Origin of the sequence: Alcaligenes sp. SMD-FA, from assembly GCF_025960365.1 — a bacterium.
Lineage (GTDB): Bacteria > Pseudomonadota > Gammaproteobacteria > Burkholderiales > Burkholderiaceae_B > Alcaligenes > Alcaligenes aquatilis.
The window spans coordinates 811665-830098 of sequence record NZ_CP110108.1 but is presented as its reverse complement, the minus strand read 5'-3'; the positions used below and the strand labels follow the sequence as shown (position 1 = coordinate 830098).

Genomic DNA, 18434 nt, shown 5'->3' with positions numbered 1-18434 from the left:
AGCACAACAAAGGGCAACAAAGCCAACCAGTCCCGCCTCCTTAGCCCCAATGACGTCTATGCTAATGGGTTTTGTAATCAGGACTTGATTTGTCTCAAGTCCCTTGTCTGACAGGAACGTCTGTTCTCATGCTTGGTTCCTCCAAACGCACCGTATTCAAGCCCACCGCCTACGGCTCCAGCCGTCGAAAACGCCGTATTCCACGCTGGTTTGTCCTGCTGTTGACAGGCATTGCCCTGGGTGCGGGTGGTCTGCTGTTCTTGCAACAAAGTTATGGCCCCACGCGCCTGACCGTAGAGCAGTCAGAACAGTTGCACTATGATCTGAACAGTGCCAACGCCGAGAAGCAACGTTTGCAAGCTCAGTTGAACCAGACCAGCCGCGAGCTGGAAGACGTCAGCCAAAACGAGGACAAACTTGGCAAACAGACCAGCGACCTGCAGGCCATGGTCACCAAACTGGAAAAAGACATTGCCCTGTTTGCCGATGCCATGCCGCCAGACCCGCGCGGGACCTCGCCCGGCATTCGCGCTGCCGAATTCACCATCAAGGAAGGCCAACTGAATCACTTTGTGCTGCTGATGCAAGACAAGGGCAAAGAAACCGAATTTAGCGGCACGATGGAACTGGTTGCAGCGGGTCGTTACAGCAATGGCCGCTCTGGCAATGTGGACCTGCCTGGCCAGACCGTCAGCGTAGGCCGTTATGCCTACATCAATGGCTCCGCCGAACTGCCCGCCGGCTTTACGCCGCGCCAGGTCACGATACGCATCAAACCAGATGGCTCGAACCGCGTCGTGGCCACACGTACCATCTACGTCACTCCATCAAAATAACAACCCTTGCCTGTCTGTCACGTACAGGCAGGCAATGACAAAAAAGCCCTTCAGGTCCTTGGCTCCATCGCCAAAACCCTGAAGGGCTTTTTTATGCCCAACGATCCCGACAGACGCTTTACGCTACATGCTGCAAAAAGTCTTTAAGGCGTTGGCTAGGAGGATCACTGAGCAGCTCGGCAGGCGGCCCATCATGCGCTACCCGGCCCTGATCAATAAAAATCAGACGGCTGCCCACACGACGCGCAAAATCCATCTCGTGGGTTACCACCACCATAGTCATGCCTTCCTCTGCCAGCAATTGCATGACCTTGAGCACCTCCTGGCGCAGCTCCGGGTCCAGCGCAGAGGTTGGCTCATCAAACAGCATCAACTTAGGCTTGATCGCCAATGCACGGGCGATAGCCACTCGCTGCTGCTGACCACCGGACAACTCATTCGGGTAATGATTGACGCGCTCGGCCAAGCCCACCTTGGCTAGCAGCTCCATCGCTTCCTTACGCGCCTGGGCGCGATCCATGCCCCGCGTATGCACGGGCCCGAACATGACATTTTCCAACGCACTCATCTGCGGAAACAGATTGAACTGCTGAAACACCATGCCAGCTTCCCGGCGCAGCTCCCGCACTTGGGCTGGCGTACCATTCACGCTCAAGCCATTGACCACAATGTCGCCCGCCTGAATGTCTTCCAGCTTGTTGATGCACCGTAAAAAAGTCGACTTCCCCGAACCCGAGGGGCCGACCACCACAACCACTTCGCCCTTATCAATCGTCAGACTGATATCGTCGAGCACGATATTGTCTCCAAAGCGCTTGGTTACCTGCTTGAACTCGACAATACTCATACAATCCTCATACGGTGTTCAATCAACTTCAGAGTCAGGGCAATCAGGCCAGTCAGGATCAGATAGATCACGGCAACCGCCCCCCAAATCTCCACCGAACGAAAGTTATTCGCAATAATCTCCTGACCCTGGCGAGTCAGTTCGGCCACACCGATCACAATAAACAGCGATGAATCCTTCAGGCTGATAATGCACTGGTTACCCATGGCCGGAATCATGCGGCGAAATGCCACGGGCCCAATGATGTGCCGCAAAATCTTGTAAAACGGCAAGCCCATCGCCTCGCCCGCCTCTTTCAGCCCCTTGGGCACCGATTGCAAGGCACCACGTACGATCTCGGAAATATAGGCTCCGGAATTGATCATCAAGGTAAAAATGGCGGCAGTCAGTCCATCAATGCGGATGTTGGCCAGCAGGGGCAGCGCAAAGTAGATAAACATTACCTGCACGACAATCGGCGTGCCGCGGATAAGCAGCACATAGACCTGGCACAGAAAGGACAGAACCAGCAGCAGATAGCGCCTGAAAAAAGCCAGCAAGAACAGGGCCATCAATGCCTGCAGCGAACTCCAGACCCAGGCCGGCACAAAGCTCAACCAATTACCTGTCAGCCAGGACAGGCCCTTGATCACAAAACCGAGCACAAACAGCCCCAGGATGAACCATGCTGCCCGGCGCCAAGTGACCGGCACCCGAACATAGGTGGTAATCACCCCGGTCAGAAAACCCAATACAGCGCCACCCATCAAACCCGACAGGGTAATGAGCAGCGTCATTTTTGTACCTTCCAGAAGGCTGGGTAAAGCCCCCCAGATAGCGTCCCATTCAAAAGTCACAGTGCTACCTTTGTCTTTGAATAAACGCCCGCAACAGAGCGTCAAAAAATAAAAGCGGTGATCCCGTTACGACACGCGATCACCGCCTGGCATGCGCTTGGCTCCAAGCTGTTTAATCAGGCTGCTTGCCAAACCATTTTTGGTAGATTTTGTCGTAAGTGCCGTCAGCACGAATGTCTTTCAGAGCCTGGTTCACAACCGGAACCAGTTCGCTGTTCTTGGGAAAGCCAATACCGTAGAAGTCACCACTTTTCACGGCGCCAGTGACCTTCACACGGTCCTTGCCGCCGGTCTGGGCGTAATACTGCACATTGGGGGTATCGTGCACCACGGCATCCACACGGCCCGTTGCCAGCTCCAGGAAGGCGTTGTCGATATTGGGAAACAGCTTGAGCTTGGCAGTCGGCACCGAACGCTGCATGAAGTCCACAGTGGCCGTACCGATCTTCACAGCCACCGTTTTGCCTTCCAGGTCGGCGGCGGTCTTGATGGCGGAGTTATCGGTGTTGACCAAAATAGCCAGACCGCTTTCGTAGTAAGGATCGGAGAAATCAATCACTTGCTTGCGGTCATCACGGATGGTGATCCCGGCCAGCGCGGCATCCAAATTGCGCGTTTGCAAACCTGGAATAATGCCGTTGAAATCCATGGGCTGGAAGCGGTAATTCAGATTGGCTTTTTTTGCGACCGCATCCCACAAGTCAATATCAAAGCCTGTGTACTTACCGTTCTGCTTGAACTCAAAAGGCACAAACGCCGTATCGGTTGCGACCACCAGCTCTTTGCCTTGTTGCGCCAAGGCCTGCCCAGCGGGCAAAGCCAAAGCCAGGGCCAAGCCGGCCATCAGGGTTTTCATTTTCTTATTGAACATCCGTTACTCCTCTGTAGGGACTGACCCACAATCAGCCAGTTCGATGTTTACCCAAGTCTGGTACAGGCTCATGACCTGGCCCAGCGTTGATCTATGCTACCCGAAGCAGCCCAACTCTTCGTATTTAATAGTTTTAAAAAAAGAAAAACCTCGGGAAATCCCGAGGTTTTTCAGACAATGAGCCGTATCAAAACTCACATTCAGAACGCAGGAACAATGGCCCCCTTGTATTTGTCTGCAATGAATTTCTTTACATCTTCGCTATGCAAAGCCTGGATCAGCTTGGCTACACGTGGGTCGTCCTTGGACTTGGCAGCCACCGCGATCAAATTGGCGTAAGGAGAGTCTGCACCTTCAATAGCCAAAGCATCCTTGGTGGGGTTCAGACCCGCTTCCAGCGCGTAGTTGGTGTTGATCAGAGCGATATCCACATCAGCCAGTACGCGCGGCAAGGTAGCAGCTTCCAGTTCCTTGAACTTCAGCTTCTTGGGGTTCTGGTCCACATCACGCGAGGTTGCCAGAATATTGGAAGGATCCTTCAGGGTCAGAACACCTGCTTTTTGCAGCAACAGCAAAGCACGAGCGCCATTGGACGGATCGTTAGGGATTGCCACCAGTGCGCCTTCTTTCAGCTCGTCCAGGCTCTTGATCTTGGTGGAGTAAGCACCAAAGGGCTCAACGTGAACCACGGCCACCGACACCAGATCGGTTTTGTGTTCTTTGTTGAAGGTATCCAGGTAAGGCTTGTGCTGGAAGAAGTTGGCATCGATATGGCCGTCAGCCACTTGCTGGTTGGGCTGCACGTAATCGGTGAACACCTTGATATCCAGGTTCACGCCTTCCTTGGCCAAAGCAGGCTTGACAAACTCCAGCAGCTCGGCGTGTGGCACAGGGGTAGCAGCAACCGACAAGGTCTCGGCGGCTTGGGCCACACTGGCCAGCAGAGCCGACACGGACAAGGCCAGAACGGGAACAAATTTCTTCAAAGACATGAGCGACTCCAGTTTCAGAAAGGCAAGACTATCACGATAGCTGCCAGAACTTATTTTCGGCTCAAACGAGCCACCATGGCGTCTCCAAACACCTGCAGGAGTTGCACCAGCACCACCAGAATAGTCACGGTAACCACCATGACATCCGTTTGATATCGTTGATAACCAAAGCGCAGGGCCAGGTCACCCAGACCACCACCGCCAATCACCCCGGACATGGCTGAATAGCCCACCAGTGCAATCGCAGTCACAATCAGGGCTGCCACAATGCCGGTCGTCGCTTCGGGCAATAAAGCCAGTAAAACCGTCTGACGAGAGTTGGCTCCCATGGCACGGCAGGCCTCATTCACACCAGGATCCAGTTCACGCAAAACATTTTCTACCAAGCGGGCAAAAAACGGCGCCGCACTCAAGACCAAAGGCGGAATCGCGCCCTGCACTCCCAAAGACGTACCGGCCAAAATGCGCGTCAAGGGAATAATGACGATCAAGAGAATCAGGAACGGCACGGAACGCAAAATGTTCACGATCAGGGACAAGCTCTGGTAGATCCAGGCATTGTCCAACATCTGCTTGCGGCTGGTCAGAAACAGCAGCACGCCTAATGGCAAACCAATAATTGCGGTAAAGCCCAGCGAAATACCTGTCATCAACAAGGTATCAATCGTGGCCTCACCAATCAGCGCCCAATCCAAGTTGCTAAAGTTCATGGCCGCAATACCTCAAATTGGACATTCAATTCAGTCAGCAAGGCATCCAGCCCTGCCTTAGCCTGCGCATCCCCTTGTACGGCCACAACCAGTTGGCCGTAAGGCTCGGTTTTGATGCGACCAATGGCCCCCTGCAATATGCTCACATTCAGCCCCAGTTGGCTGGTAATGCGGCTAATCAAAGGCTCGGTCGTGGCCACACCACGCACACTCAGGCGCATGACACTACCGGGCACACCCTCTGCCAATGCATGCCAGTCGTCAGCGTTCACGCCACTTTCGCTGAGCAGGGACTGCGTGGTGGGATGATGCGGATGCAGAAACACATCCAGCACTTCGCCACACTCTACAATCTGGCCGGCGTCAATCACCGCCACCCGTTCACAGACGGAGCGAATGACATCCATACCGTGGGTAATCAAGACAATCGTCAGCCCCAGTTCCTGATTGATCTCGCGCAGCAAGCGCAAGATGGACTGGGTAGTTTCTGGATCCAACGCCGAGGTCGCTTCATCACAGAGCAAAAGCTGCGGTCGATTAGCCAGGGCACGCGCAATACCGACACGCTGCTGCTGTCCGCCCGATAACTGACGGGGATACTTGTTGGCATGATCCTTCAAGCCCACTAGCTCCAACACTTCCAGAGCACGAGCGTGGCGTTGAACACGACCTACCCCTGCCAAGCGCAGAGGAAAGCAGACATTATCCAGAACCGTGCGGGAGTGAAGCAAATTAAAATGCTGGAACACCATGCCCACGCCTTGTCGGAAAGCGCGCAACTGCGCGCCCGAAAAACGTGTGATGTCCTGATCCTGTACCCAGACCTGGCCTGAACTGGGTTGCTCAAGCAGATTGAGCATGCGGATCAGCGTACTTTTCCCAGCACCCGAGCGACCAATAATACCGAAGACCTCTCCTTGGTGAATCTGCAAGGAAACGTCGTTCAAAGCATGAACGGTCCTGCCTGCCAAAGAATAGGTTTTTGAGATGTGTTCAAGACGAATCAAAATGAACTCAGCCTAGTTAGTCAGTCGAGTTATAAAAGCCTGAGCTGTAAGCGAAATTTACCATAAAGCAAATTTGACAATGACCAGATAGATATAACCCTTGGAAATATTGAAACCATACTGAGGGCTGCACTGTATAGCAAGATTTCCGACCGGCCAATACGCGGACGTGACCTTGGCTGTGCAAGGCAAGCGCCCAAAGAAAAAGGCCGCTAAGCGCGGCCTTGTTTCTACGTTTCAGTGTAGTGGTGGGTCGTGCGCGACTCGAACGCGCGACCAACGGATTAAAAGTCCGCTGCTCTACCAACTGAGCTAACGACCCCCTACTGAAAGATGAAATTATGACCCGATTCCAAGGGCTCGTCAAGCACTAAATGCAAAATAATCAGAAAAAAAGCATTTTTCTTCAAAAAAGATGAAAACAGCGGCTTTCAACGCCCCAGTCTCAACACTTTTCTCTGTTTCAGAAACAAAATTTGAACTTCTATTCAACAGAGTTTTGTGCTGAAAATAGAAAATGCCTCCCGACACGGAGGCTAACCCCACTGCCGGAAGGCATTCAAAGACAATCAGGTTCGTCTAAGACTTAACGGGCACGAGAAATACGAACCTCGGCACCACGGCGTTTGACCTCCAGCCCTTCGGACGGCAGGATCTTCAATCCCTCCAGACCTTTGATGTAGCTGGAACCTTGCATCTGCATAACGCGGATCTTGTTGCGCATCACAACCGGACTGTGCTCGGGCATGCCAAACATCCAGACCTCATCAAGCAAGCGGGCCGAGTTAAATTCAGAGGTGTGCTTGACCACCGGTCCCAAACACAGCATATGTCCTTCGCGACCAAAGACCGGCAAACGATCCAGACCCACTGTCATTTTCACGGTCGTGCCACCCTCGTAGCGCCAACCGGTACTCAGATCCCACCAGGCATCGCCTTCAGGCAGATAGACCTCAACATCCTGCCCCGGCTGCAAGACAGGAGCCACCAGCAAGGCAGGGCCCAATAAATACTGGGTGTCCCACAAACGCGCCTGAGCATCTGCCGGGAAGCTTTGAGCCATAGAGCGCTGTACAGGCAAGCCGGTACGCACAGCGTCCTCAATAATGCCCAATACATAAGGCACCAGACGAAAACGCCACTCCAACCAATGGGCAACCTGAGCCTGCGTTTCTTCGTCAAACGCATCAGGCCGCAAAGCAGGAATACCTTGCAGGCTGAAATTCGCCGAGAAAACCGACATGGCCAGCCACCGCAGGTATAACTCTGGCGTCATTTCGCTGGTCGATGCTGCCGCATTGCCCCAACCATGAATCTGGATAGGCACGCCACTATTGCCGGTGGCCAAGGCTGACTTCAAGGATTCCGTCAGACCCGCCCAGGTATTTTCGACCTGAGGACCCAATTGCCAGGCAAAGCGCTGACAAGATGGACTCAGGTCGCGGCTGGCGACCACCCCTTCTTGCGGCGTCTTGTGACCAGCAACCGCGTCGAACAAGGCTTGACGTGCCAGCACAGGATAAATCGCACGCAACAAAGCGCCAGACTCGCCTCCCCGGCTGGTAACGGCATCAGGAATGTCAAAGCGGGCATTGCACAGCACGGCCCCCAGGCCATCGTCGACCATCTGACGCTGACGCTCGGTCCACATGCGAAATACGTCTTTGTGAGTCAGGTCCAGCAAGCCGTAATCGCGGCCACCGCTAAGCGCGTCGCCCGGGAATACATAGGCGCAGCCGTCATCATCATTGATGAGCAACCAGCCGCGATCTTCCCACTCCTCAAACAAGCTGGTGCCCGCCTGTACGCAGGGACGCGTCCAGGCAGCCAGTTGCAACTGATCATTGTGCAAGGCAGAGAACGCCTCGCGGGGATCAGCCATGCGGGCGGCGTCCCACTCCAGCGTCGGTTTGTCCTGCTGGAAATCGTACGGCTCAGGAGGCGGCAAGACGGCCACATCCAGTGCAATACCCTGCTCGCGGCACTGATTGGCCAACTCACGCAAGGACGTTACGTCTTGCGCTTGAGCGCCATCCAGCCACAAGCCCATAGGCGTGACACCGGGTTGACCCGCACGGCCCGTCAATGCGGAGTACTGGTTGATGATTTCGCTGGGATCGCCCAGGAACAGGAAAAAATCCAGTTCGGCAGCATGTACGCGAGCGCGGTACGCATCCAAATCCTGCTGGCCCAGATCGTGTTCCACCCGCTCGAAAGTATTGATGTACAGCCCCCAGCCTTGCGTGCTCCAGAGCAAAGGCAGGCTGCGATCATCCGGACGATCGGTATCGATCATTTCCTCGCGGCGGTCCAGCTCGCCCAAGGTTTCGCCCAGACCATACAAGGCATCTTCCTCGGCCAGGGCCAGATCCAGCTGCCAACAGCGGCTGGGCTCTTGCACCAGTGTCAACGGTTGCGCCGCACTGCTCAAGAGCAGTTGATCGCCGCGCCGGACCTCGAAGCGCCAGGGATTGGACTGAATATGCAAGGCGACTTCGCCCTGCTCAATCCGCCAGCCGGAATCGGCTGTTTCCAGTTGAAATTCGCTGACCGCCTCATGGCGGGCCAGCAGCATATCGCCCAAAGCTTTGGCACGGGTACTGAGCTTTTCGTTATCGAGCCGGGCAAGCGGCATACAGCGGAAACGAAAAACACCCGGCGCATGAGCTTCGATGCGCAGCGCAAAATCGGTTTCGACAAAAGCGAAATCGGCCAAGGCCGGTTTCGTCGTCAACAAACTCAGATGATTAAACAATTGTGTCACGTCGTCAGAGTGGAGCGAACGGCACGATGCTGATCGCAGGGTCACGCTCAAGATTACTTAACAAGGCCACTATTTTGACGTATTTGCGCTACAAAGGAAAATGTTGCTTCAAATTTCGCCGAAATAATTCGAAAAACGGGCCTTAGCGAGGTATTAAAGCTTGCTCCAAACGCCGCTCCAAAGGAATAGGTTCCTCCAGACAATAAGCGGCAAACAAACTGGCTGCCAGCAGGCTCCAGCTCAAACCACGTGAGCCGTAAGCCGCAGCCATAAACAAACCGGGCTGGCCCGGCACAAAACCCATCACGGGCAAATGGTCACTTAAGGCACAACGCCAACCGGCCCAACCCTGTTCGGGTATCTCCCCCCTCACAGCAGGATTGGCCAGCATGGCAGAAACTTTTTCAATATTTTGCTGATGTCCCTGGTGGCTGACCTGGGCAGATTCACCAAAACGCTCGTAGGTGCTACCGATGACTTGCCCCTGCGGGTCAACAGGCAGGATATAGCCCTGGCCACTTAAAGTCACTCCACCTTGCGTCAACGCCTGCTCAACAGATAAATACGTCACCTGCCCGGCCAGACGCTGCATGGCTGCCAAGCGAGGCATGGGATGCGCCGCCAGCAGCTCGTCTGGCAACAGGCTCAGGCTTTGGGCCGCTGCCGCTATCACGACACGATTGCTGCTTTCCAGGCATTGTCCCCGCTGATTGCAGACATCCCACACATTCGGCCCCTGGCCGGCTTGCAAGAACACATGCTCTGGAAGGCATTGAATCAAAGGGTGATCCAGCAGACAGGCGACCAGTGCACTGGGATCCACCACCATGCCTTGCGGGAAATACAGGCCACCGCCTTGCAAAGGCACTCCGGCCAAGGCCGAGCCCTGCTCGCGATCCAGCCATTGCACCCAGTCCTGATCCAAAGCCAAACGCGCCAACGCCTGCTGAATATCCGCATCGCTATTGCCCGCCTGACCAAATACCAGCGTCCCGACTCGGCGCGGGCGTGCCGCCTCTGGCAAGCCTTTCCAGCCTTGCCAGGCATGCAGCACAGCATTGCGGCTCAACCGGGCCAAGGGAGCATCATCCAGAGCGAATACCGGAGAGATGGCAGCCAGACGGTGACCTTGATGCGTGGCATCCAGGCCCCGGCTCAAGGCCGGATCACAAACCAGAACAGGCACACCTTTACGCGCCAGTTCCCAGGCACACGCCGCCCCCGCCAAACCAGCACCGATCACTACCACCCGCCCCTGTTGCGGCGGCAAGCTGCCGCGTCGTCCCAGATGGGGACGCAAGCGAGCGCGAATAGTGCACCACTTGCCCCCGGCACCGGGGACTTTTTCCACTTCAAACCCTACCGAGGCCAGATCACGTCGCACCTGCCCTGCACAGCACCAGGAAGCCGCTGTCGCCCCTGGCGCAGCCAGACGCACCAGTTGCCCCAGAACCGAACGCGACCACATGGCAGGATTGCCACGGGGAGCAAAACCATCCAGGTAAAACGCGTCGGCATGGCATTGCAGCTCGCGCATCATGGTTTCAGCTTGCCCAAAGGCCAGGGTCAGCGTGACCCGCCCCTCATCCAGCTCCAGCCTGTGTATACCCGGCACCAGTATGGGCCAGGCTGCCAGCAACTCCTGGGCTTGGGCCTGCAACTGCTCGGGCAAGCGAGCATACAGCGTCGCCAAATCGGCCTGGCGAAAGGGGTGAGCCTCTACCGAGACGAAATGCAGCCTCTGGCTGCGTTGCGGATCCTGACGCCAAGCCTGCCAGGTCGCCAGAAAGCTGGCTCCCAGTCCAAAGCCGGTTTCACAAATCGTGAATTGAGATCGCCCCCGCCAACGCTCGGGCAACCCATTGCCTTGCAGAAAAACCCGCCGGGCTTGGCCCAAGGGGCCATCTGCCGGGTGATAGCTATCCTGATACAGAGCACTGACAGGCACGTCGTGCTCATTGAATTCCAAATTGGCCGGGACCAAAGGCTCAAACGCAAAGGCAGCCATTAATTTTCCTGCCCATCACAACACTCACACACGCTCTAACCCCTTAAACTGGCCTTAATCAAACTGACACCAACAAACACGTACAATCAAAGGTCTTTCTTTCAGACTCTTCTTTTTAAAACCGGATTGCCATGCCATTGTCACGTTTACCGCTCAGCGCCTGCCTGGACGCTGCTGTTACTGCAGCCCATGCCGCCGCCGCTATTTTACAAGCCTATGCGTCGGACCGTAGCTCTCTGGTGATCAGCAACAAAATGCACAACGATCTGGTGTCACAAGCCGATCACGAAGCCGAACAGGCCTGCATCAGTGTGTTGATGGAACGCACTCCAGACATTGATATCGTGGCCGAAGAAAGCGGCGGTGTGAATACAGGCCGCCCCACCTGGTATATCGACCCGCTCGATGGCACCACCAATTTCTTGCACGGCATCCCGCACTATGCCGTTTCGGTCGCCCTGATTGCGCCTGCTGGCACCCAAATGGACAACGGCGTTCTAGCCCAGGACACCCCAGTCATTGCCGTGGTCTACGACCCCAATCGCGAAGAGCTGTTTACAGCCATGTACGGGGTGGGCGCCTGGTTAAATGGCAGCCGTACTCAAACATCCTCATCGAAAAAACTGGCGGATTCGGTATTGGCCACCGGCTTTCCATTTCGCGACTTTTCTTTTTCCGACCAGTACATGCCCAGCCTGAACGTCGCCATTACCGGCAGCCGTGGGGTACGTCGCATGGGTGCCGCCGCGCTGGATCTGGCCTGGGTCGCTTGCGGCCGTTACGACGGATACTGGGAAATGGGCTTGGCCCCCTGGGACGTTGCTGCGGGTACTTTGCTGGTGCGTGAAGCCAAGGGCGTGTGCCAGGACCTGTATCAGGAAGAGCCCTGGCCCGTCAGTGGCCACGTCTACGCAGGCAATGCCCACATTGCCGATGAATTGCTGGGCATGGTGCGCCCGTCGCTGACACAGCGTCCGACCAAACCCAAACCTTAACGCCTTATTCGGGGCCGGTTGCCACACTTCCTGCTCCGATCTTCATCACCCAATAAAAGCGAGCCATTTAAAACGGCTCGCTTTTTTCATGCAGATCAGGTTGCAGGCCAGGTTTGACGATTTGCTGAATAATCGCCCCCTGCTCCAAGCCGCCAAATCAAGCCTGCGCTTCAGGCTTGGCTTGCTCGTCCCGCAGGACACGGCGCAAGATCTTGCCCACATTGCTCTTGGGCAGTTCATCACGGAACTCAATAATACGGGGACGCTTGTACGCCGTCAGACGCTCTTTGCACCATTGCTTGATATCGGCTTCAGTCAGTGATGAATTGCGTTTGACCACAAACAGCTTGATGCTTTCACCGCTATGCTCGCTGGGCACTCCGACCGCCGCCACTTCCAGCACATCGGGATGAGCCGCAACCACGTCCTCAATTTCGTTCGGATAAACGTTAAAGCCCGACACCAGAATCATGTCTTTCTTGCGATCCACCAGGCGAATTCGTCCCTGCTGATCCATGACACCAATATCACCCGTTTTCAGGAAACCATTAGGCGTAAAGACATTGGCGGTTTCCTCGGGCTGATTCCAGTAAGCCGACATTACCTGGGGCCCTTTGACGGCCAGCTCGCCCTGCTCACCCATCGCCACTGGCTGGCCTTGTTCATCGAGCAAGAGCACATCAGTAGACGGCAAGGGAAAGCCAATCGTACCGCTGTACTCGCGCGAGTCCGTCGCATTGACCGCCACCACCGGCGAAGTTTCCGACAGGCCGTAGCCTTCTATCAAGGGGCAGCCTGTCACGGCCAGCCAGCGCTCGGCCACGGCCTTTTGCAAAGCGGCACCACCGGCCAGGCACAGCTTGAGTTGTGCAAACGGCAAAGTACGGAATTTTTCGTGATTCGCCAGCGCATTGAACAAGGTATTGACGGCGGGGACAACTTCGGGCGGATTGCGTTTCCAGGCCTTGTATACCGAATTCAGATCACGTGGATTCATCACCAGCACCATATGCATACCCGCATACATGGCGAACAAGCCACAAACGGTCAGCGCGAAGATGTGATACAGCGGCAAGGCCACCATCATGGTGTAGGCAGGGCCCTTGAAGTCACCCAAAGCGGGAAAGCCCACGGCCTCCACCTGTAAAACGTTGGCCATCAGATTGCGTTGGCTCAGCATGGCGCCTTTAGGGCGGCCCGTTGTACCACCCGTGTATTGCAGCAGCGCCAAATCATCCGGTTTGGCGGGCTGACGGCTCAGGCTCAATTTGCTGCCCCGCTCCAGCACTGCTTCCAGACGCTGCGAACCGGGCAAAGAATAAGACGGCACCATACGTTTCAAATAACGCACGGCAAAATTCACCACACTGCCCTTAAGTCCCATCAGGTCGCCCACGGTGCTCACCACCACATGGGCGGGCTTCACATTCGCCGGAACCTGCTGGAGCACATGCGCAAAATTCTCCAGAATCACAATAACCTGGGCCTGACTATCGGCCAGTTGAAACTCAAGCTCACGTTCGGTGTATTGGGGGTTGGTATTGACGCCCACCATGCCCGCTCGCATCGTGCCCAGCAAGCAAATAAGGAAAGGCAGCCCATTGGGCAACATCAGCATGACACGGCTGCCACGCTCCAGGCCCTGGGCTTGCAACCAGGCGGCAAACGCATCTGCGCTGCGGTCCAGATGCTCGTAGGAAATGTCATGCCCCATAAAGGTCAGCGCAGTCCTGTCCTTATGCTTTTTCATGGCGGCATCCAGACAATCGATCAAGGTCTGCTCGGCGCCTAGCTGAATGTCATGGGGCACGGAGGCCGGATAATGCTCGAGCCAAGGTTTTTGCTGAGTATCCAAGGGCTTGTCACCTAATACGTGTTTATTTATGGTTAACTCTACTCTACTTTATTGTTCAAGCCCAAGGACAAGCCCGCATCATGAAGCTGTTTGATCCCATTTCCGCCTGGTCCCATGAAATTGCGGCCATCCGGCGTGATCTCCACACCTACCCCGAACTGGCTTTCGAGGAAACCCGGACGGCCGATCAGGTCGCGTCCTGGCTGGAGAAATGGGACATTCCGGTGCATCGCGGACTGGGTGGCACAGGTGTTGTTGGTATCTTGAAGGGCACCGGCGGCCAGGGCCCATCGGTGGGGCTGCGTGCCGATATGGACGCCCTGCCCATGCAGGAGCTGAACGAGTTTGAACACAAAAGCCGCCACGACGGCAAGATGCACGCCTGTGGACACGATGGACATACCGCCATGCTGCTGGGCGCAGCTCGCTACCTGTCCGAACACCGCGATTTTGCTGGCACTATTTATCTGATTTTTCAGCCTGCCGAAGAGGGCTTTGGTGGCGCGCGCGAGATGATCAAGGACGGCCTGTTCACGCTTTTCCCCATGCAAGCGGTGTTTGGCCTGCACAACTGGCCCGGTATGCCTGCCGGCACCTTCGGCGTTTTACCTGGCGCCATGATGGCCTCCAGCAATACCTTTGAAATTCGCATTGAAGGCAAAGGAGCCCATGGTGGCATGCCCCATCTGGGCGTGGACCCTATCATGGCAGCGGTGCAACTGGCGCAAAGCCTGCAAACCATCGTCAGCCGCAATGTGGATCCGCTAGAGCCTGTCGTGTTGAGCATTACCCAGATTCACGCAGGCTCTGCCGACAACGTCATTCCCAACGAGGCCGTCATGCGCGGCACGGTACGCACCTTTTCCACCGAAGCCCTGGATCTGGTCGAGACCCGTATGCGCGAACTGTGCGAACAAAGCTGTGCGGCCCAAGGCTGCAAGGCCGAATTCGACTTTGACCGCCGCTACCCTCCCACCATCAATGATCCCGAACAAGCAGCCTTTTGCGCGCAAGTCATCCGGGAACTGGCCGGCCCCGACAAGCTGCGTCAGGACATCCGCCCTTCCATGGGTGCCGAAGACTTCTCCTTCATGTTGCAGGAAGTCCCCGGCTGCTATGTCTGGTTAGGCAATGGCGATGGCGATCATCGCAGCCCTGGTCACGGCATGGGTCCGTGCATGCTGCACAACGGCAGCTACGATTTCAACGACGCCCTGATCCCCATTGGTGCCAGCTACTGGGCCAAGCTGGCCCTGGACTGGCTGGCACAACATCATTGATGCTTTAACAAATGTTTCATAGCGGGGTTAAAGCTTGCCGTTACAATGGCAAGTTCTATTGTTGACGGCGTGCGCCCGCGCGCTACGGGCATCGGTCCCACCACCCTTTCCTCCTATACGGGAGTATTTGTGACTACTTCAAGCAACATCTCTTCGCTCCCGGACGGAGCCCCCACCCTGCGCGTCATGCCCATGCCCACCGACGCCAATATTCACGGCGATGTATTCGGTGGCTGGATCATGTCTCAGGTGGACATTGCCGGAGCAATTCCTGCAACACGACGTGCCCAAGGCCGGGTTGCCACGATTTCCGTCAATGCCTTCACCTTCAAACAGCCCGTGTTTGTGGGTGACTTGCTCAGCTTCTACACAGAAATCATCAAAACTGGCCGCACCTCCATTACGGTGTCGGTGGAAGTGTATGCAGAACGCAAACGCCTGCAACTGGAAACGGTCAAGGTAACGGAAGCCACGCTGACGTATGTGGCCACCGATGACGAGCGCCGCAGCCGCCCGCTGCCCCCTCTCTAAGCATTTGTGACAGGCAGGCCTATGCAGGAAAACCTGGTACACCCCACTTCGCCCAGTGACACTCCCAAGCCACGCCGCCTGGAGCCCGAGGACGCGCAGCAGGCACTTTACCGCCTGAAAAACATCCTCAAACGCCAAGAGGTGGTCGAGTCACTGGCTCAACGCCAGTTCGAGGACGACGACCGTTCCAACCTGCTTGAAGGCCTGATCCATCGCCAGCATGAAAGCGAGATCAAGGCCATCCTGAACGATCTGCATCCGGCCGACATTGCTTTCATTCTGGAGTCCTTGCCCGAGCTGGAACGCCAGGCCATTTGGCAACTGGTGGATGCCGAGCACGATGCTGACGTGCTGCTGGAAGTGGCGGACTGGGCCCGTGAGTCGCTGATTCGCTCCATGGATGCGGCAGACCTGATCGCCGCCGCCGGCAATATGGATGCCGACGAAATCGCCGATCTGGTGCCCGACCTGCCGCCCGATGTGGTGGCCGCCGTGCAGCGCGGCCTGACGGACGAAGAACGTGCGCAACTGATCGAAGCCATGGGCTACCCCGAAGATACGGTGGGTGCCATCATGGACTTTGACATGGTGCGCGTGCGCGAGGACGTGACCCTGGAAGTGGTCTTGCGTTACCTGCGTCGCCTGCAGGAACTGCCAGACCACACTGACCAGATCTTCGTGGTAGACCGTGCCGATAAACTGCAGGGAACCCTGTCGCTGACACGTCTGCTGGTCAGCGAACCCGAAACTCTGGTGTCCTCGGCCATGTCCACCGACTACCTGACTCTGAATCCATTGGACTCGGACTCGGATGCCGCCGGGGCATTTGAGCGCTATGACTTGGTGTCCGCCCCGGTGGTGGACGATATTGGCCGCCTGATTGGCCGAGTCACCATTGACGAGGTCGTGGACGTGCTGCAAGAGGACTCGGAAGAGCAGGCTCTGTCTCGCGCCGGTCTGCAAGAGGATGACATTTTCGCCCCCATCCGCACCGCTATCCGCAACCGGGCCCCCTGGCTACTGATCAACCTCTGTACGGCGGCCACGGCCTCTTTCATTGCCTCGCGCTTTGAGGACACCGTCAGCCACATTGTGATCCTGGCGTTCCTGATGTCGATTGTGGCCGGTATTGGCGGCAACTCCGGCAACCAGACCATGACCATGATTATTCGTGCCATTGCCACTGGCCGTGTCACCGGTTCCAACGTCATCCCACTGATCAAGCGCGAGCTGCTGGTGACCTTTCTGGTCGGGGTCTGTGGCAGTGCAGTAACCGCTTTCTTTGCCTGGTTTATCTCCGGCTCCATTGCCATTGCTGCGGTGATGATGGCCGCCATGATCGGCAATATGCTGATTGGGGCCGCACTGGGTGTGCTAATCCCGATCCTGCGCGACCGCTTTGGCAATGACCCGGCCGTAGGTTCCTCGGTACTGCTGACCTTTGCAACAGACTCGCTGGGGTTTTTGCTGTTCCTGGGACTGGCGACGGTGTTTTTGCTGTAGGTGGCCAGCAGGCATGATTAGAAAAACCGGCTCCTGGCCGGTTTTTTTATCTGCCTCAAAGGGCTTCGATCACGTCTTTTAATCTTTTAACACCAGGAAACTCGGAAATCCGAACACCGGGACGCCGGACCGCCGGACCGCCGGAACACCCAAGTATCGCGGCGTTGGCTCCTTGGCTCCTTGGCTCCTTGGCTCCTTGGCTCGTTGGCTCGTTGGCTCGTTGGCTCGTTGGCTCGTTGGCTCGTTGGCTTTCAGTATGTTTGCTTCATCTCATTAAGCACAAGCTCTTTATCCTTCTCAGGGGAAAATCTTGATAGCCAATCCCACAAGAGGCCTCAAACTCAGACGCCAAGCACCTGACGCAAGCGCCAAACTGACCTTCCAAGCAACTAAGAACGGGGGGACGACGATCGGGCCTCTTCCAAAAAGACCTCCAGACTCTCCTTCGTCTCCACAACCTGACTTCGTTGTAACGACTCAGTCTGTGCCGTATGTTCAAAGAAATCCAGCACGCCATTGGTCACTCTGGGTGCAATGCCTGCCAGATCCAGTTGGCGGCGTACTTGCAGAACTTCGTCACGGCGGCGCACACCATGAACCAGATGGCTGCGCAAACAGGATTCCATGAAGTCCTGCAAGCCCCGCTGGTTCAAATCCTCCAGCACCTCATACAGTTCGTCCCGCAGCCCCATTTGCTCGGCCAGCATCAGAGTTTCAATCCCCAACGCTTCCAAGCCCTTAGTCATCAGGCTGCGCAACAACTTCAAGCGCATCGCATCCCCGGCCTGCCCCGACAAAATACGCACAGGAGCCCCCTGAGCCTGCCAAAACGCCGCAGCCCTACCAGCCCCTTGCCCGGCGGCCAACAACGCCGTCTGAGCGCCTGTAGAGGGCACAGAACCCATAATCGCCAGGTCAGCCAGCTCGACTCCATGCTGTCGCGCTAAGACATCCATGCTTTCCATCGCCTGAGGCTCGGCTGTACACAAATCCATATACAGCGTCCCTGCGGACAAATACGGCATGACAGTCTTGGCCACCACGTCTGCCTGTGTACCCGTCACGGCGGACAACACCCCATCCAGATCCTGCCAGTGTGCATTCGTCTGCAAACACAGCTGCGCCCCTAACTGCTGAGCCAGTTCACGAGCGGCAGCACTTTCCCGGCGCACCAGGATAAACGGCACCTGCACACCAGCAGCCTTCAAGGCTGCGCTATAAAAACGCGCAACTTCGCCCGCCCCGATCAAGGCAACACGATGCAATAAGGGAGATAGTGTCATAGAGAAAATACGCAGAAAAACGATAGGCAGCAGCCGGTAGCATCAGGCTGCGCCCTGTAGCTTACAGGGAAAAATGGCCATGAATGAGCACGATGCAGCAATCCAGAAGCCTAGCT

General features: G+C 56.2%; 15 protein-coding genes and 1 tRNA gene. 5 read left to right on the top strand and 11 right to left on the bottom strand.

Annotated features, from left to right (window positions below):
- Positions 1-128 precede the first annotated feature (128 nt).
- Complete coding sequence (locus OKX01_RS03795) at positions 129-836, top strand: hypothetical protein (RefSeq protein WP_094195772.1); 708 nt, start codon at positions 129-131, stop codon at positions 834-836.
- Positions 837-954: 118 nt separating this feature from the next.
- Here OKX01_RS03795 and glnQ read toward each other — a convergent pair whose 3' ends face one another.
- From glnQ to mnmC, 9 genes are all read right to left on the bottom strand, one after another.
- Positions 955-1683 (bottom strand): glutamine ABC transporter ATP-binding protein GlnQ, encoded by a 729-nt coding sequence (gene glnQ / locus OKX01_RS03790; RefSeq protein WP_094195771.1) that lies wholly within the window; start codon positions 1681-1683, stop codon positions 955-957.
- Complete coding sequence (locus tag OKX01_RS03785) at positions 1680-2519, bottom strand: ABC transporter permease subunit (protein WP_413544461.1); 840 nt, start codon at positions 2517-2519, stop codon at positions 1680-1682. Before OKX01_RS03785 ends, glnQ begins: the two co-directional genes overlap by 4 nt.
- 112 nt (positions 2520-2631) lie before the next feature.
- Positions 2632-3363 (bottom strand): glutamine ABC transporter substrate-binding protein GlnH, encoded by a 732-nt coding sequence (gene glnH / locus OKX01_RS03780; protein WP_395013717.1) that lies wholly within the window; start codon positions 3361-3363, stop codon positions 2632-2634.
- Positions 3364-3590: 227 nt separating this feature from the next.
- Positions 3591-4382 (bottom strand): MetQ/NlpA family ABC transporter substrate-binding protein, encoded by a 792-nt coding sequence (locus OKX01_RS03775; protein ID WP_094195768.1) that lies wholly within the window; start codon positions 4380-4382, stop codon positions 3591-3593.
- A gap of 50 nt (positions 4383-4432) precedes the next feature.
- Entirely contained in the window at positions 4433-5092 is a 660-nt protein-coding gene (locus OKX01_RS03770; RefSeq protein ID WP_022983463.1) for a methionine ABC transporter permease, read from the bottom strand.
- Complete coding sequence (locus OKX01_RS03765) at positions 5089-6099, bottom strand: methionine ABC transporter ATP-binding protein (RefSeq protein ID WP_264672462.1); 1011 nt, start codon at positions 6097-6099, stop codon at positions 5089-5091. Before OKX01_RS03765 ends, OKX01_RS03770 begins: the two co-directional genes overlap by 4 nt.
- Positions 6100-6345: 246 nt before the next feature.
- Positions 6346-6421: transfer RNA gene (locus OKX01_RS03760), tRNA-Lys, on the bottom strand.
- Between the two features lie 264 nt (positions 6422-6685).
- Positions 6686-8854, bottom strand: a complete 2169-nt coding sequence (locus tag OKX01_RS03755) for a glycoside hydrolase family 31 protein (protein WP_094198266.1) — start codon at positions 8852-8854, stop codon at positions 6686-6688.
- Between the two features lie 151 nt (positions 8855-9005).
- Positions 9006-10871, bottom strand: a complete 1866-nt coding sequence (gene mnmC / locus OKX01_RS03750; protein WP_264672461.1) for an FAD-dependent 5-carboxymethylaminomethyl-2-thiouridine(34) oxidoreductase MnmC — start codon at positions 10869-10871, stop codon at positions 9006-9008.
- A gap of 131 nt (positions 10872-11002) precedes the next feature.
- Here mnmC and OKX01_RS03745 point away from each other — a divergent pair, with 131 nt between their 5' ends.
- On the top strand, positions 11003-11866 hold the full coding sequence (locus OKX01_RS03745) for an inositol monophosphatase family protein (protein ID WP_264672460.1): 864 nt from the start codon (positions 11003-11005) through the stop codon (positions 11864-11866).
- Between the two features lie 157 nt (positions 11867-12023).
- Here the strand turns inward: OKX01_RS03745 and OKX01_RS03740 are convergent, their stop codons facing one another.
- Positions 12024-13721 carry an AMP-binding protein gene (locus tag OKX01_RS03740; RefSeq protein ID WP_125277031.1) on the bottom strand — a complete coding sequence of 566 codons (1698 nt, stop codon included), beginning with the start codon at positions 13719-13721 and terminating at the stop codon, positions 12024-12026.
- A gap of 80 nt (positions 13722-13801) precedes the next feature.
- On the opposite strand from OKX01_RS03740, the gene OKX01_RS03735 reads away from it, so the two are divergent.
- The 3 genes from OKX01_RS03735 (at position 13802) to mgtE (ending at position 17035) form a co-directional block, all read left to right on the top strand.
- Positions 13802-15001 carry a M20 aminoacylase family protein gene (locus OKX01_RS03735; RefSeq protein WP_094195763.1) on the top strand — a complete coding sequence of 400 codons (1200 nt, stop codon included), beginning with the start codon at positions 13802-13804 and terminating at the stop codon, positions 14999-15001.
- Between the two features lie 186 nt (positions 15002-15187).
- On the top strand, positions 15188-15532 hold the full coding sequence (locus OKX01_RS03730; RefSeq protein ID WP_003803527.1) for an acyl-CoA thioesterase: 345 nt from the start codon (positions 15188-15190) through the stop codon (positions 15530-15532).
- Between the two features lie 21 nt (positions 15533-15553).
- Positions 15554-17035 (top strand): magnesium transporter, encoded by a 1482-nt coding sequence (mgtE, locus tag OKX01_RS03725; RefSeq protein WP_094195762.1) that lies wholly within the window; start codon positions 15554-15556, stop codon positions 17033-17035.
- A gap of 389 nt (positions 17036-17424) precedes the next feature.
- Here mgtE and OKX01_RS03720 read toward each other — a convergent pair whose 3' ends face one another.
- Entirely contained in the window at positions 17425-18318 is an 894-nt protein-coding gene (locus OKX01_RS03720) for a DUF1932 domain-containing protein (RefSeq protein ID WP_094195761.1), read from the bottom strand.
- Positions 18319-18434: the final 116 nt, after the last annotated feature.